At 71.8% G+C, this 13,831-nt stretch carries 12 protein-coding genes; 7 read left to right on the forward strand and 5 right to left on the reverse strand.

Features of this window, described 5'->3' with window-relative positions:
* The first annotated feature begins 1 nt into the window (after position 1).
* Both nagA and ABZV42_RS02000 read left to right on the forward strand, forming a co-directional pair.
* Positions 2-1,186 (forward strand): N-acetylglucosamine-6-phosphate deacetylase, encoded by a 1,185-nt coding sequence (nagA, locus tag ABZV42_RS01995; RefSeq protein ID WP_355977518.1) that lies wholly within the window; start codon positions 2-4, stop codon positions 1,184-1,186.
* Between the two features lie 144 nt (positions 1,187-1,330).
* Positions 1,331-2,260: a 1-phosphofructokinase family hexose kinase gene (locus ABZV42_RS02000; protein WP_355977516.1), complete on the forward strand. Its 930-nt coding sequence runs from the start codon at positions 1,331-1,333 to the stop codon at positions 2,258-2,260.
* Positions 2,261-2,401: 141 nt separating this feature from the next.
* Here the strand turns inward: ABZV42_RS02000 and ABZV42_RS02005 are convergent, their stop codons facing one another.
* Both ABZV42_RS02005 and cdgB read right to left on the reverse strand, forming a co-directional pair.
* A complete protein-coding gene (locus ABZV42_RS02005; RefSeq protein ID WP_355977513.1) occupies positions 2,402-3,367 on the reverse strand; it encodes a carbohydrate-binding protein in 966 nt (321 codons plus the stop codon).
* A gap of 116 nt (positions 3,368-3,483) precedes the next feature.
* Positions 3,484-5,184, reverse strand: a complete 1,701-nt coding sequence (cdgB, locus tag ABZV42_RS02010) for a diguanylate cyclase CdgB (RefSeq protein WP_355977510.1) — start codon at positions 5,182-5,184, stop codon at positions 3,484-3,486.
* A gap of 594 nt (positions 5,185-5,778) precedes the next feature.
* Between cdgB and ABZV42_RS02015 the strand changes: the two genes are divergently transcribed.
* On the forward strand, positions 5,779-6,261 hold the full coding sequence (locus ABZV42_RS02015) for a flavin reductase family protein (RefSeq protein WP_355977902.1): 483 nt from the start codon (positions 5,779-5,781) through the stop codon (positions 6,259-6,261).
* Positions 6,262-6,596: 335 nt separating this feature from the next.
* Here ABZV42_RS02015 and arfB read toward each other — a convergent pair whose 3' ends face one another.
* Entirely contained in the window at positions 6,597-7,025 is a 429-nt protein-coding gene (gene arfB / locus ABZV42_RS02020; RefSeq protein ID WP_355977507.1) for an alternative ribosome rescue aminoacyl-tRNA hydrolase ArfB, read from the reverse strand.
* A 192-nt stretch (positions 7,026-7,217) separates the two neighbouring features.
* Here arfB and ABZV42_RS02025 point away from each other — a divergent pair, with 192 nt between their 5' ends.
* On the forward strand, positions 7,218-7,793 hold the full coding sequence (locus ABZV42_RS02025) for a TerD family protein (protein WP_355977504.1): 576 nt from the start codon (positions 7,218-7,220) through the stop codon (positions 7,791-7,793).
* A 72-nt stretch (positions 7,794-7,865) separates the two neighbouring features.
* Here the strand turns inward: ABZV42_RS02025 and ABZV42_RS02030 are convergent, their stop codons facing one another.
* Positions 7,866-9,275: a M1 family metallopeptidase gene (locus ABZV42_RS02030; protein ID WP_355977501.1), complete on the reverse strand. Its 1,410-nt coding sequence runs from the start codon at positions 9,273-9,275 to the stop codon at positions 7,866-7,868.
* Between the two features lie 172 nt (positions 9,276-9,447).
* Between ABZV42_RS02030 and ABZV42_RS02035 the strand changes: the two genes are divergently transcribed.
* Positions 9,448-9,948: a hypothetical protein gene (locus tag ABZV42_RS02035; RefSeq protein ID WP_355977499.1), complete on the forward strand. Its 501-nt coding sequence runs from the start codon at positions 9,448-9,450 to the stop codon at positions 9,946-9,948.
* A 75-nt stretch (positions 9,949-10,023) separates the two neighbouring features.
* Here the strand turns inward: ABZV42_RS02035 and ABZV42_RS02040 are convergent, their stop codons facing one another.
* On the reverse strand, positions 10,024-10,746 hold the full coding sequence (locus ABZV42_RS02040; protein WP_355977496.1) for a pentapeptide repeat-containing protein: 723 nt from the start codon (positions 10,744-10,746) through the stop codon (positions 10,024-10,026).
* A gap of 201 nt (positions 10,747-10,947) precedes the next feature.
* On the opposite strand from ABZV42_RS02040, the gene ABZV42_RS02045 reads away from it, so the two are divergent.
* Both ABZV42_RS02045 and ABZV42_RS02050 read left to right on the forward strand, forming a co-directional pair.
* Positions 10,948-12,114 carry an NAD(P)-binding protein gene (locus tag ABZV42_RS02045; protein WP_355977494.1) on the forward strand — a complete coding sequence of 389 codons (1,167 nt, stop codon included), beginning with the start codon at positions 10,948-10,950 and terminating at the stop codon, positions 12,112-12,114.
* Between the two features lie 181 nt (positions 12,115-12,295).
* Positions 12,296-13,795 carry an MFS transporter gene (locus tag ABZV42_RS02050; protein WP_355977492.1) on the forward strand — a complete coding sequence of 500 codons (1,500 nt, stop codon included), beginning with the start codon at positions 12,296-12,298 and terminating at the stop codon, positions 13,793-13,795.
* Positions 13,796-13,831 lie beyond the last annotated feature (36 nt).

Raw genomic sequence — 13,831 nt, forward strand, 5'->3', positions numbered from 1 at the left:
GATGGCCCCTAGCAAGGTTCTCGCCGGCGCCCGGGTGGTACTGCCCACCGGGATCGTGCACGACGGCCGTGTGATCATCGACGGTCGGCGGATCGCCGGCGCGGGCGCCCCCGGGACGCGGCAGGCCGGAGCCGCCGGGGCGGTCCCCGCGGACACGCCCGTGACCGACCTGTCCGGCCACTGGGTGGTCCCCGGCTTCGTCGACATCCACAACCACGGCGGCGGCGGCGCGTCGTTCACCTCGGGAACGGCCGAGGACGTCCTGCGGGGCATCCACACCCACCGGCTGCACGGCACCACGACCCTCGTCGCCTCGACCGTCACCGGCGACATGCACGGCCTCGCCGAGCGCGCGGGGATGCTGGCCGAGCTCGCAGAGCAGGGCGACATCGCGGGCATCCACTTCGAGGGCCCGTTCATCTCGCCGTGCCGCAAGGGCGCGCACTCCGAGGAACTGCTGCGCGCCCCGGACCCGGCGGAGGTCCGCAAGCTGATCGACGCGGCGCGCGGCCGGGCCAGCATGGTCACGCTCGCCCCCGAACTGCCGGGCGGCCTCGACTCCGTACGCCTGCTCGCCGAACACGGGGTGATCGCCGCGATCGGGCACACCGACGCGACGTACGAGCAGACGAAGGCGGCCATCGACGCGGGCGCGACCGTGGCGACGCACCTGTTCAACGCGATGCCGGCGCTCGGGCACCGCGCGCCGGGCCCCATCGCCGCCCTCCTGGAGGACGAGCGGATCACCGTCGAGCTGATCAACGACGGCACGCATCTGCACCCCGCCTCGCTGGAGCTGGCGTTCCATCACGCGGGGGCGGCCCGGGTCGCGTTCATCACCGACGCGATGGACGCGGCGGGCTTCGGCGACGGCCGCTACATGCTCGGCCCGCTGGAGGTCGAGGTCGCGGACGGCGTCGCCCGCCTGGTGGAGGGCGGTTCGATCGCGGGCTCCACACTGACCCTCGACCGCGCCTTCCAGCGCGCCGTCACCGTCGACCGGCTGCCGGTCGAGGACGTCGTGGCGGCCATCTCGGCCAACCCCGCCCGCCTGCTGGGCCGGTACGACCGGGTGGGCTCGCTGGAGCCGGGCAAGGACGCGGACCTCGTGGTCCTCGACGCCGATTTCGCCCTCAAGGGCGTGATGCGCGGCGGCGAATGGGTGGTCGATCCCCAACTGGGGTGATTCATGCCTTTGTTGCTTACGGCGGTTGGCCCGGGGGGACTGGGCCGACCGCCGTTGTGTTTGGCATGATCGAGCCTCCGGAACCACCGGCGGGCGTCCGACCGGCGCCCACGTCGCAGAACTCTTCGGGGGAGGTCGTGCCAGGTGATCCTCACGGTCACGCTGAACACCGCCCTCGACATCACCTATCGCGTGCGGGCGCTGCGTCCGCACAGCACGCACCGGGTGAGCGAGGTGACCGAACGGCCGGGCGGCAAGGGCCTGAACGTGGGACGCGTGCTGGCCGCGCTCGGCCACGAGGTGACGGTCACCGGTTTCACCGGCGGCGCGACCGGCCGCGCCGTACGGGACCAGCTGGCCGCGACGGCCGGGGTGGTGGACGCGCTCGTCCCGGTGGAGGGACCGACGCGTCGCACGATAGCCGTCGTCGACACGACGACCGGTGACACGACCCAGCTCAACGAACCCGGGCCGGTGATAACCCCCGCCGAGTGGTCGGCCTTCCAGGAGACGTACGGGCAACTGCTGCGCTCCGCCTCGGCGGTGGCCCTGTGCGGCAGCCTGCCCCCGGGCGTCCCGGTCGGCGCCTACGCCCAACTCGTCCGCACCGCACGCGCGTCGGCGGTCCCGGTCCTGCTGGACACCAGCGGCGAGCCGCTGCGCCGGGGAGTCGCCGCGCGCCCCGACATCGTCAAGCCGAACGCCGAGGAACTGGCCGAACTGACCGGCTCCCACGAGCCGTTGCAGGCCACCCGAAACGCCCGGCGGCGCGGCGCGCACGCGGTGGTCGCCTCGCTCGGCGCGGACGGGCTGCTCGCCCACACACCCGAGGGCCACTGGCGGGCCACCCCGCCCGTGCGGGCCCACGGCAACCCGACCGGCGCGGGCGACTCGGCCGTCGCGGGCCTGTTGTCGGGTCTGGTGGAGAAGCTCGACTGGCCGGCCCGGCTCGCCCGTGCCGTCGCCCTGTCGGCCGCGACGGTGGCGGCGCCCGTGGCGGGCGAGTTCGACCGGACGCTGTACGAGAGCCTGCTGGGCTCGGTCACGGTGACGGACGAGGCCACCGCGGCCTGAGCGGTGGAGCCGGAAGCCCGGCAGTCATGACCGGCGGAGCCGGAAGGCGCCCGGAGACTCGGCAGCCCGATACGGCCGCCGGGGGTATCGCCCGTATCCGCCCGGCCGCCTTCTACGCGTCGGCGGCCGGATACGACGGGACTACTTCCACCCGGTTTCGAGCCAGAGCTGGTCGAAGTTCGCGTCGCACTGGTTGCCGTCGGCACAGGAGATCTGGATGGTGTTGGTGCCCTTGTTGAGGGTGATGTCCCCCCAGGTGTTGGTCCAGCCCTTTTCGTAGTCGCCCTGCGCGGCATGCGCGAAGTTCTTCAGGTTGAGGGGGCGGTCCTGGGTGTTGCTGTTGACCGTGAGCGACGCGTTGGCGTCCGTGCCGGGGACGCCGTAGTTGACGTACAGCGTGTACTTGCCGGCCTTCGGGATGCCGCTGACGTTCCAGGTGATCGACGCGCCCACGTGGTTGAACCCCGTGACGTAGACCCCGCCGTCCGCCTTGGCGCCCTTGACGTCCGACGCCGTCGTCACGCCCGCGCCCAGGTTCAGCGCCTTGGCGTCGATCTTGGGGAGCGCCGCGGGCTGGTCGGCGCCCTTCGTCTGCGCCTCGGACGGGGACGCGCTCTGGGCGGTCGAGGGGGTCGGGTCAGCCGCGTTGCCCTTGTTGTCGTCGCCCCCGCCGCCGAGCATGGCGACGCTGATGCCGATCACCACGGCGGCGACCACGGCGATCGCGCCGATGAGGAGACCCTTGGTGTTCGGGCCACGGCCGCGCCCGCCGCCGTCACCGTGACCGGGCATCGGCGTCCGCGCCGTCTGCGCGCCGCCGGGAACGGTCTCGGGGGCTCCGTAGTGGGCGTTCGGCTGGCCGTGACCGCCCTGCTGCGGCACCTGGCCGTAGGGGGCGGTCGGAGCCTGCTGGCCGTAGGCGCCCTGAGCGGTCTGCTGGCCGTACTTGCGCTCGCCGACCGCCCGCACCCGGTTGACCGAGCCCGGGTAGCCGTAGCCGCCGCCTCCAGAGGGCGGCGTGGCTCCGTTGGCCTGACCGTCGGCGTACAGATAGCCGAACGGGTCGTCGTCCTCGGGCGTGCTCGCGCCGTTGTTGCCGGGCGTCATCCCTTGGTCTCCTCAGCGGGTGCGGTACTGATGCGGTACACGATTGAATGGCGAGCCTACCCGGTTTCGCTGGGCCGAACGGGGGGCCTTCACCGCATCGCCGCACTGACCTGCGACTATCCCGCACGCCTGTGCTGTTTGGGACGAGAACGTTTCTCCACGTACATCCGTTCGTCAGCGGATTTCAACACCTCGTCCGCCGTCATCCCGCAGTGGGCCCACCCGATGCCGAAACTCGCGCCCACGCGGACCGCACGGCCATCGACCCTGATGGGAGGGATGATCGCGTTCCGCAGGCGTACGGCGAGGTCCTGGGCGTCCGCGCGGCCGAGACCGTCGGCGAGCACCACGAACTCGTCACCGCCGAGCCGGGCCACCGTGTCTCCGTCGCGGACTCCGTGGGTGAGGCGGCGGGCGACCTCGATGAGAACCTCGTCACCCGCGTTGTGCCCGAACCGGTCGTTGATCGACTTGAACCCGTCGAGGTCGCAGAAGAGCACGGCGAGCCCCTTGGTCCCGTCGTCCGTCTCGCCCTCCGGAGCGATGGTGTGCACATGGTGGTCGAAGGCCTCGAACGCCTCGGCGCCGGCCTGGAAGTCGAAGCCGTGCCCGTTCCCGTCGTAGGCGGGGTGGCCGCCGTCCTCGTACTCGCCGGCGAAGTCCCCGTGCCCGTACGCGGCGTCCAGCGAGGCGACCGCGCCCGGCGGCAGGGACTGCGGGCGCCGGCAGAGGCGGGCGCCGAGCCGGGAGCGCAGTTCGGCGGAGTTGGGCAGGCCGGTGAGGGCGTCGTGCGAGGCGCGGTGCGCGAGCTGGAGCTCACGGCGCTTGCGGTCCTCGATGTCCTCGACGTGGCTGAGCAGGAAGCGGGGGCCGTCGGCGGCGTCCGCGACGACGGAGTTGCGCAGGTGGACCCAGACGTAGGTGCCGTCGCGGCGCCCGAGCCGCAGCTCGGCCCGGCCGCCCTCGGCGGAGGTCCGCAGCAGGGTGCCGATGTCCTCGGGATGCACAAGGTCGGAGAAGGAGTAGCGGCGCATCGCGGAGGCGGGCCGGCCGAGCAGCCGGCACAGGGCGTCGTTGGTGCGCAGGATGCGGCCGTGCTGGTCGCCGCCCATCTCGGCGATCGCCATGCCGGAGGGCGCGTACTCGAAGGCCTGGCGGAAGGACTCCTCGCTGGCGCGCAGGGCCTGCTGCTCACGTTCCAGGCGGACCAGGGCGCGCTGCATATTCGCGCGTAGACGCGCATTACTGATCGCGATGGCGCCCTGGAAGGCGTACATCTGGAGCGCTTCGCGGCCCCAGGCGCCCGGCCTGCGGCCGTTGCGCGGCCGGTCCACCGACAGCACGCCGATCAGCTCGCCGTGGCCGCTCCCGCCGCCGGAGACGTTCGGGGTGTACATCGGGGCGAAGAGCCGGTCGGAGGGGTGCCACTCGTCCTCGAAGCGGGGCGCGGGGCCGTCGGTGTACCACTGCGGTACGTCGTCCTCGTCGAGGACCCAGCCCTCGGTGTGCGATATGAACCGCAGGTCGCCCCAGGCCTCGCCCATGGTGAGCCGGCGCTCCCAGGAGGTGCGGGAGCCGACGCGGCCGGTGATGAGCGCCTCGGCGGCCGAGTTCCCGGCGAGAGCGGCGACGACCAGGTCGCCGTCGGGGCGTACGAGGTTGACGCAGGCCAGTTCGTAGCCGAGCCCGGTGACCACGCCGTCGGCGACGGTCTGCAGCGTGTCCGCCAGGCTGCGGGCGGTGTTCATGTCCGCCATCACCTGGTGCAGCTGCCGCAGGGTCGCAAGACGGACGTAGGGCTCCGACTCGGTCTCCATGCGCCCTCCCCTCGAGACCTCGCAGCAACTCCAGGGTTCTCCCGGCTCACTGGGTGCTCTTCGGTTCCGTGCCGACTTCCCGGCGCTTCCCGTCGAATCCCTTCATGCCGTACTGCTCGGTAGCTTCCCCTGCGTAACGCCTCCGCCACTGAATCACAGCGCGCTCCACACTCGGTACACAGGGTCAACAAAATATGGCTCCTGTGACTCAAGTCACAGCTTAACCTGAGCAATTGAGTGGAGTTTCTGCATTTCAGTGTGCGTTTGCAGCGTGCGTTGTCGGCCGGCCGTGCAGAACCTGTGCGCGCCCGGTGACGCCGGGCGAGTACGGAGAGAGTACGGCCGCCCCGGTCCCGGCTCGCGTCCACCCCGCCCGTTCCGGCACCGGGCCGCCCGCCGTTCCCGGCGGCCGGGCCGCCCGCCGTTCCCGGCCCCTCTCCGTCCCCGGACCTAGGTCCCGGTTCGGGCGGAGGTCCGATGTGGCGCCCTCGGCGCGGAGACTAGCGTTTCGGCGTGCTCACGACTTCCCCCGCTCTTCCCGCCTCCGCGTCCGTGCATGCTGAGGGGGTGAGCAACGACGAGTTCCGCGCCGCCATGACCCTGCTGGCCGCGGGCGTGGTCCTGGTGACCGCGCACGAGCCCGCACTGGCCCCTGACGGGCCGCGCGGCGAGGACGTCGGTATGACCGCGACCGCGTTCATGTCCGTGTCCCTGGACCCGCCGCTCGTCCTGGTCAGTCTGCGCGAGGGGTCCCGGATGGACGACCTGCTCGACGAACAGCCGCTGTGGGGCGTCTCCGTGCTCTCGGAGAGCCAGCGCCACATCGCCGGCCGCTTCTCCATGAAGGGCCGCATCAGCGACCGGCTCCTCTTCGAGGACATCCCGTACGTCCGCGGCGAGGCGTCCGGCGCGCTCCTGGTGGGCGGCGCCCTGGCCACCCTGGAGTGCAGTACCGAGCAGCGGATCACCGCGGGCGACCACACCCTCGTCATCGGCCGCGTCCTGACGGCCGGGGTTCCGAGCGCGGACGGCGGACCCCTGACGTACTTCAAGGGCCGCTACCGGCAACTGGGCTGAAACGGGCCCGGGACGCGACGCGGGGGGCCGCGCCAGCCGGGCGACAGCCGGGCAGGCTCTGCCGCAGGCCCCGACACCATGGCCTGCCCGCCGGGTCCCAGGACCTGCCTGGCAGGCGCCAGGGCCTGTCTTGCCTGCGCCGGGGCCTGTCTGGCAGGCCCTAGGGCCTGCCAGACAATTCGCGTCGTCGCCCGAAGGGCGGCCCGGCGGCGTCAGGTGCGTGCTCTCGGCGTGCCGACCCCAGGCCTGCGTACTGGATGTACTCGGGTCTGGGGCCGGTGCGGTGAGAGTGCGTGCATGGCGTCGCAGGGCAGACGGGAATTGTCTGGCAGGCCCTAGCCCCAGTCGCGGCCGGTGCGGCCCCGCTTCGTCTCGGAGCGGGCCTTCTTCTCGCGCAGCCTGCGTTCGTTGATGCCCCGGGGGATGCGGGTGGCGCGGCGCGGTCTCGGCGGCGGCGCGGTGGCCTCGGCGAGAAGGGAGGCGAGGCGCACGGCCGCTGTCTCGCGGTTGCGCCACTGGGAGCGGTGCTCCGAGGACCGGACGCTGATGACCCCGTCGACGAGCCGTCCCTCGAGCTTCGCGAGGGCGCGGTCCTTCCACACGGGCGGCAGGGCCTCGGTGTTGGCGAGGTCGAAGCGGAGCTCGACCTGCGAGTCGCTGGTGTTCACGTGCTGCCCGCCCGGCCCGCCCGAGCGCGAGAAACGCCACATGAGCTCGGCCTCGGGCAGGGAGACGGAGCCGCGGATGACATAGGGACCGGACATGTGTTCATGGTCCCTTGCCGAACCGGCCCGCGTCACCCGTTTTTCGGCTCGTCCCGGGGCGAAGAGGGGACTGTGGGTAAAAAAGGTAAAGACAGACGGAACCTCGGGTACCCCCCTTGGCGTTCATAGAGGTGACGGTAGCTTCGTCCTCAGTACGAAGCCCGTACATCATGAGGGAAGGGACTCCCAACAATGGCTGTAAGCCTGTCCAAGGGTGGCAACGTCTCGCTCACCAAGGAGGCTCCGGGCCTGACCGCCGTCACCGTGGGCCTCGGCTGGGATGTCCGCACCACCACGGGCACCGACTTCGACCTCGACGCCTCGGCCATCGCGGTCAACCCCCAGGGCAAGGTCTACTCGGACGCCCACTTCGTCTTCTTCAACAACAAGCAGACCCCGGACCAGACCATCGTCCACACCGGTGACAACACGACGGGTGAGGGCGCCGGCGACGACGAGGCGATCAACGTCAACCTGGCGGGCCTCCCCGCCGACGTCGAGAAGATCGTCTTCCCGGTCTCCATCTACGACGCGGAGAACCGCTCGCAGAACTTCGGTCAGGTCCGCAACGCCTACATCCGCATCGTGAACCAGGCCGGCGGCGCCGAGATCGCCCGCTACGACCTCTCCGAGGACGCGGCCACCGAGACCGCCATGGTCTTCGGCGAGCTCTACCGCAACGGCGCGGAGTGGAAGTTCCGCGCGGTCGGCCAGGGCTACGCCTCGGGCCTGGTGGGCATCGCGCAGGACTTCGGCGTCAGCGTCTGACGGCCCCGAGCGCACGCATGACGAGAAGAGCCCCCGGACTTCGGTTCGCCGGGGGCTCCTCTCGTGCGCGGCTCACGGGTGGGCCGGCTTGCCCTGCCCGTACAGCCAGTCCTTCCAGATCCCACTGAAGTCCTTGTCCGGCGCGGCCTTCTCGACGTACGCCGTGAACTCGGCCGTGTCCGCGTTCGCGTGGCGGTGGGAGGCGGCCCAGCCCTGGACGATGTCGTAGAAGGTGTCGTCGCCGACCAGCCGGCGGATCTTCTGGAGAACCATCGCGCCGCGGTAGTAGACGGGCGGGTCGGAGATCTGCGCGGGGCCGGGCGGGTCGGCGGGCGGGAAGGCCCAGATCTCGCTGTTGTCGACCGGTTCGTAATAGTCGCCCCGGTAAAGGGAGTTGAAGATCTTCTCGGCCGAGTCGCCGCCGTGGTCCTCCCGCCAAAGCCACTCCGCGTAGGTCGCGAACCCCTCGTTGAGCCACATGTCCCGCCAGGACTTCGGGGTGACGGAGTCGCCGAACCACTGGTGGGCCAGTTCGTGGACCAGGGTCCCGGTGTCGGGAGCGCCGGGGAAGACCGGGCGCGTCTGGGTCTCCAGGGCGTAGCCCGCGTCGTCGGGGCGGTCCACGATCGCCCCGGTGGAGGAGAAGGGGTACGGGCCGAAGTTGTACTCCTCCCAGTCCATGATCTCGGGGATCTGCCCCAGCACCTTCTCGCTCGCCTGCTTCTGGGCCGGGTCCACCGCCACGTAGACCGGCAGCCCGTTCTTCGCCGTCGAGCGGGTGATGTCGTATCTGCCGATCGCGAGCGTCGCCACATAGCTCGCCATCGGTTCGGCGGTGTGCCAGGCGTACGTCGTCCGGCCTGCCGTGGTCGACTCGCTCGTCAACTCGCCGTTGGAGACGGCTTGGAGGCCCTTCGGGACGGTGATCCTGATGTCGTACGACGCCTTGTCCGAGGGGTGGTGGTCGCCGGGGAACCAGGCCATCGAACCCGTGGGCTCCCCGAGGGCGAGGGCGCCGTCGGCCGTGCGCAGCCAGCCCTCCTTGGAGGCGTCGGCGTCGGTGATCGTCCGGGGGGTCCCGGAGTAGCGGACCGTCGTCCTGAACGTCTCCCCTTTGTGGAGGTCGCCGTGCGGGCGCACGGTCAGCTCCTGGCCCGCCCGGCTCCAGCCGGCGCCGCGGCCCTCGACGGTGATGCCGGAGACCCGCAGCCCCAGCAGGTCGAGATGGAAGGCGCTGAGGTCCTGAAGCGCCCGCGCGGTGATCTCGGCCGTCCCCGTCAGCCGCTTGCCCCGGGGGTCGTAGGAGAGGGTGAGTCCGTAGTGCGTGACGTCGTACCCGCCGTTGCCCATCTTCGGGAAGTACGGGTCGCCGACACCGGCCGCGCCGGGCTTCCCGGGCACGGAGTCCCCACCGCAGGCGGTGAGCCCGGCGACGAGCGCGAGGGCCAGGGCAAAGGGGACGGTGACGGAAGATCGGGGCACATCCGCGATCCTAGGCCGCCACTCGCCCACCTGCGGGGCGCGTCTGCCCCTGCCGGTTCCGGCACCCCCGATCCGGCCGGAAACCGGCGCCGCGATGACCATGGTCCGGCCGGAAACCGCCTTCCCCAGCCGGCCGGGGAGCGGAGGATCCCCGGCGTGACACCATCACCTCGTGCTCGACATCGGCTACGCCCTCTCCAACCGCTTCCCCGACCCCCCGCAGACCGACTACCGGCGCGCGGACGTCCACGCGTTGCGGCACGACCTGTTCTGCGGCGACGTCTACCTCGCCGACACCAAGACGGACCACGAGGTGTCCACGGGCTGGGGCTGGGTGCCGGTGCTCGACTTCGCGTGGGCGCTGTGCGACATCGTGGAGCAGCTCGACCGCGACCCGCTCGGCAGCCGGGCCTCGCGTCCCCAGCAGGCGGACCTGGACTTCACCGAGTCGACCGACCGCATGCTCTTCGAGCGCCGCTTCGGCTGGGTGGACATCGAGGCCGACTGGATGCCGGGCGACGAGGAACCGCTGACCTTCTCCCACACCGAACTGCGCCGCGAGGCCCGTGACTTCCTGCACGACCTGCTCGAGGACCTCACCGACCTGCACGAGGACCTCGCCGAGAACCCGGCGATCTGGACGCTCCAGGCCCGCTTCCCCCGCGTCTCCTAGAGGGTGACCTCACGGACGACTCCCGGGTGTGACCTCACGGACGCCCCCCGGGACTGACCTGACGCCCGACGGGTTTCAGGCCCCCTCCGCGCCGCCGTCCACCCGTACCCCCAGAGCCGCCGCCAGCACCGGTGCCAGGTCCAGGAGCTGGTGGGTGCTGATGACCGCGCCGGCGAGCCGCTCGACACCCCGCGCGATGTCCAGTTCCGCCGCCGCGCGCAGGTCCACGTCCACGAGGGTGGCCTCGGTGAGGTCGGCTCCCTTCAGGACACAGTCCACGAACTCCACCCGCTCCAGGCGGGCGCCCCCGAAGTCCGGCTCGACCAGGACACAACCCTCGAAGACGACGTCCTTCAGTCTCGCCCTGCGCAGATTCAGATAGTCGATCTTCCCGCCGCGCACGACCACCCGCTCCAGCACGGAGCCGTGCAGCTGCACCCCGCCGAGACGGGCGTCGATCAGCTCGACATCACGCAGCATCGACTCGGCGAGATCGGTGCCGACCCCCCGGATGCCGGTGAGGACCGAGTCCAGCACGCGCGCGTGGTGCAGCCGCGTCTCGTCCAGCGCGCACCCCGTCAGCGCGCAGTCCATGAAGCGGGCTCCCCCGCCGTCCTGCCCGGCGAAGTCCGCGTCCCGGAACTCGAGCCCGTCGTAGTCGCCGTCCGGCTCCAGCTCCGCGCCGTCGTACGGCTCGAGCGGGGGCAGCCGCACCTCCGGCCGCCGTGCCCCCTTCGGCCCCGCACCCGGCGCCTTCGCACCCGTCCCGCCGCGCCCGCCCGCCAGTCTCCTCGCCATGCCCCCATCCTGCCCGCCCCCACTGACAACCGGCGCCGGCCTGCGAGAACGCCCCGCATGTCACATTCCGGGCCCGCGTTCCGTCGTATCCACGGGAGGGCACGCCGAGGACTGTCGCGCCCTTCCGCCCGAGCAGGCCCGGAGCACCGCGGGAACCCCGAGCGCCGGACAGCCGGCACCGAGCAGAGGAGACCTCAAGCCATGCACCGCATCACCGTCGTCGGCGGCGGCTTCGCCGGACTCACCGCCGCCATCACCGCCGCCGAGGCGGGCGCCGAGGTCACCGTGTACGAGGCCCACCACACCCTCGGCGGGCGGGCCAGGACCGCCGAGGGGCCCTACCGGACGAACGAGGGACCGCACGCCCTCTACAGCGCGGGACCGCACTGGACCTGGCTCGCACAGCGGGACCTGATCGGAGCGCTCGCCCCCATCCCGCCGAGGGAAGCCGCCCGGCTGCGGCTGCGCCACCGGGGCGCGCTGCGCCGCACCCCGCCCTTCGCGATGCTGAAGCTGCTGCGGCGCTCCTGCCAGCAGGCGCCCGCCGACGTCGACTTCATGACCTGGGCGAGCGGACAGGCCGGGGAGGAGGGCGCGCGGGCCGCGGCCCACTACTCGGCCGTCGCCCTCTTCCACCACGATCCCGGCTCCCTGTCGGCGGCGTTCGTGCAGGAGCGGCTGCGGCGGGCCATGAAGGTGCCGACGGAGGCGCACTGCCCCCGGGGCGGCTGGGCCAACGTCATCGACCGGATGGCGGGGCGGGCCTGGAACCTCGGCGTGCGGATGGAGACGCTGGCCCGGGTGGACGCCGTCCCCGCGGGCCCGGGCCCGGTGATCGTCGCCACCTCGCTCGACTCCGCCCGGCGCCTGCTCAAGGACGACTCGCTGACCTGGACGAGCGGCCGTACGGCCCTCGTCGACCTGGCACTGCGCAGCCGCCGCGGGGACGCGTTCGCCGTCTCCGACCTGGACGCGCCGGGCTGGATCGAGCGCTTCACCGCCCGGGACCGGAGCCTCGCCCCGGCCGGGGAGCAGCTCCTCCAGGGGCAGATCCCGATCGCCCCCGGAGAGTCCGGGGCACACGGCGTCGCCCGCGCCGAGCAGTTGCTCGACCTGGCCTTCGACGGCTGGCGCGAGCGGGTCACCTGGCGGCGCGCGGCCGTCGCGAACGGCCGTACGGGCGCGGTCGACCTGCCCGGCACCACCTGGCGGGACCGCCCGCGCATCGACCGGGGCGACGGCGTCTATCTCGTGGGCGACCAGGTCGCGGCTCCGGGCGTGCTCTCGGAGGTGTCCTTCAACAGCGCGCTGGAGGCCGTGGCGCTGGCCCTGCGCCTCAGGGACCGCCTTGGCCTCAGGCGGGCCTGAGGACCCCTCGTCCCCCCTCGCCGAGGCGGCTCGGCGCACCGGCCCCGGAGAGCGGGGCCACGACCGGAAAGGCGGTGCCGGAACCATGACCACGAGTAGGCGGAACACACCTCGCGACACACCTCGCGAGGCATTTTCACCCAAAGATGCGACTCGTTCGGTTTCATGGTCTTCTGAGCGAATGAGTGTCACCCGGACAGGTGAACCAGAAGCGCCGGTGGGTTCCGACCCGCATCGCTGGTGGGCGCTGGTGATCATCGCGCTCGCCCAGCTGATGGTGGTGCTGGACGCGACGATCGTGAACATCGCCCTCCCGTCCGCGCAGCGCGATCTCGGCATGTCCGACGGCAACCGGCAGTGGGTCATCACGGCCTACACGCTGGCCTTCGGCGGGCTGCTGCTGCTCGGCGGCCGCATCGCCGACCTCGTCGGGCGCAAACGCACCTTCATCATCGGGCTGATCGGCTTCGCGGTGGCGTCGGGCATCGGCGGCGCGGCCACCACGTCCGGCATGCTGTTCGGCGCCCGTGCCCTCCAGGGCGCCTTCGCCGCCCTGCTCGCACCCTCGGCGCTGTCCCTGCTGACCACGACCTTCACCGATCCGAAGGAACGCGGCAAGGCGTTCGGCATCTACGGGGCGCTGGCGGGCTCGGGCGCGGCGATCGGCTTCATCGTGGGCGGCCTGCTGACGGAGTACCTGAACTGGCGCTGGTGTCTGTACGTCAACATCCCCATCGCGGTCATCACGGTCTTCGGCGCGCTGGGACTGCTGCGTGACCGGCCCGGCCACAAGAACGTCCGGCTGGACGTGCCCGGCGCGGTGCTGGGCTGCGGCGGACTGGTGGCGATCGTCTACGGGGTCAGCGAGGCGAACTCGCGCGGCTGGTCGGACTCGCTGGTGCTGGGCCTCATCGCGGGCGGAGTCGCGCTGCTGGTCGCGTTCGTCTGGTGGCAGAACAGGGCGCCGAGCCCGCTCCTGCCGCTGCACATCGTCAAGGACCGCAACCGCGCCGGCTGCTTCCTGACGATGGGGCTCGCCGTCGTCGCGTTGTTCGGCATGTTCCTGTTCATGACCTACTACCTCCAGGTCGTCCTCGGCTACTCGCCGGTGAAGACCGGTCTCGCGTTCCTGCCGCTGACCGTCGCGATCATCATCGGTTCGACGCAGATCTCGGCGCGGCTGCTGCCCCGTGTGGCGCCGCGCATGCTGATGGTGCCGGGCACGATCCTCGCCGCCGGCGGCATGGTGATCTTCACCCAGCTCACCGTCGGCTCGGACTACGCCGGCCAACTGCTGCCCGGTCTGGTCCTGATGGGGCTCGGCATGGGCCTGACCTTCATGCCGGTCTTCGCCACCGCCACCGCCGGGGTCGCCCCGCAGGACGCGGGCGTGACCTCCGCGACGGTCAACACCTCGCAGCAGGTGGGCGGTTCGATCGGTGTGGCCCTGCTGAACACCATCGCCACCACCAGCAGCACCGCGTACATCGCCGCCCATCTCCGCAATCCGGCCCAGAAGGCGCTGATCGTCCAGGAGGGCGTCGTCCACGGGTACACCGTGGCCATCTGGTGGGCCACCGGCATCCTGCTGCTGGCCAGCCTGGTTGCGGGGCTCATGGTCACGGCCAAGGCCCCCAAGCACGCGGCGTCGGGCGCGGCGGTCCCGGAGTCCGTGGGCTGACCCCTCCGCCTCCCGACGCCGGCGACGCGGCGACCC

The sequence above is a fragment of the Streptomyces sp. NPDC005281 genome (assembly GCF_040607495.1).
Classification (GTDB): Bacteria; Actinomycetota; Actinomycetes; order Streptomycetales; family Streptomycetaceae; genus Streptomyces.

Bases quoted from the DNA above. Each gene is read 5' to 3' on its own strand.
- ABZV42_RS02040 (WP_355977496.1), bottom strand. From the start codon at position 10,746: ATGGCGAGGAGACTGGCGGGCGGGCGCGGCGGGACGGGTGCGAAGGCG.
- ABZV42_RS02015 (WP_355977902.1), top strand. From the start codon at position 5,779: ATGACCCTGCTGGCCGCGGGCGTGGTCCTGGTGACCGCGCACGAGCCC.
- cdgB (WP_355977510.1), bottom strand. From the start codon at position 5,184: ATGGAGACCGAGTCGGAGCCCTACGTCCGTCTTGCGACCCTGCGGCAG.
- ABZV42_RS02005 (WP_355977513.1), bottom strand. From the start codon at position 3,367: ATGACGCCCGGCAACAACGGCGCGAGCACGCCCGAGGACGACGACCCG.
- ABZV42_RS02025 (WP_355977504.1), top strand. From the start codon at position 7,218: ATGGCTGTAAGCCTGTCCAAGGGTGGCAACGTCTCGCTCACCAAGGAG.
- arfB (WP_355977507.1), bottom strand. From the start codon at position 7,025: ATGTCCGGTCCCTATGTCATCCGCGGCTCCGTCTCCCTGCCCGAGGCC.
- ABZV42_RS02050 (WP_355977492.1), top strand. From the start codon at position 12,296: ATGAGTGTCACCCGGACAGGTGAACCAGAAGCGCCGGTGGGTTCCGAC.
- nagA (WP_355977518.1), top strand. From the start codon at position 2: ATGGCCCCTAGCAAGGTTCTCGCCGGCGCCCGGGTGGTACTGCCCACC.
- ABZV42_RS02045 (WP_355977494.1), top strand. From the start codon at position 10,948: ATGCACCGCATCACCGTCGTCGGCGGCGGCTTCGCCGGACTCACCGCC.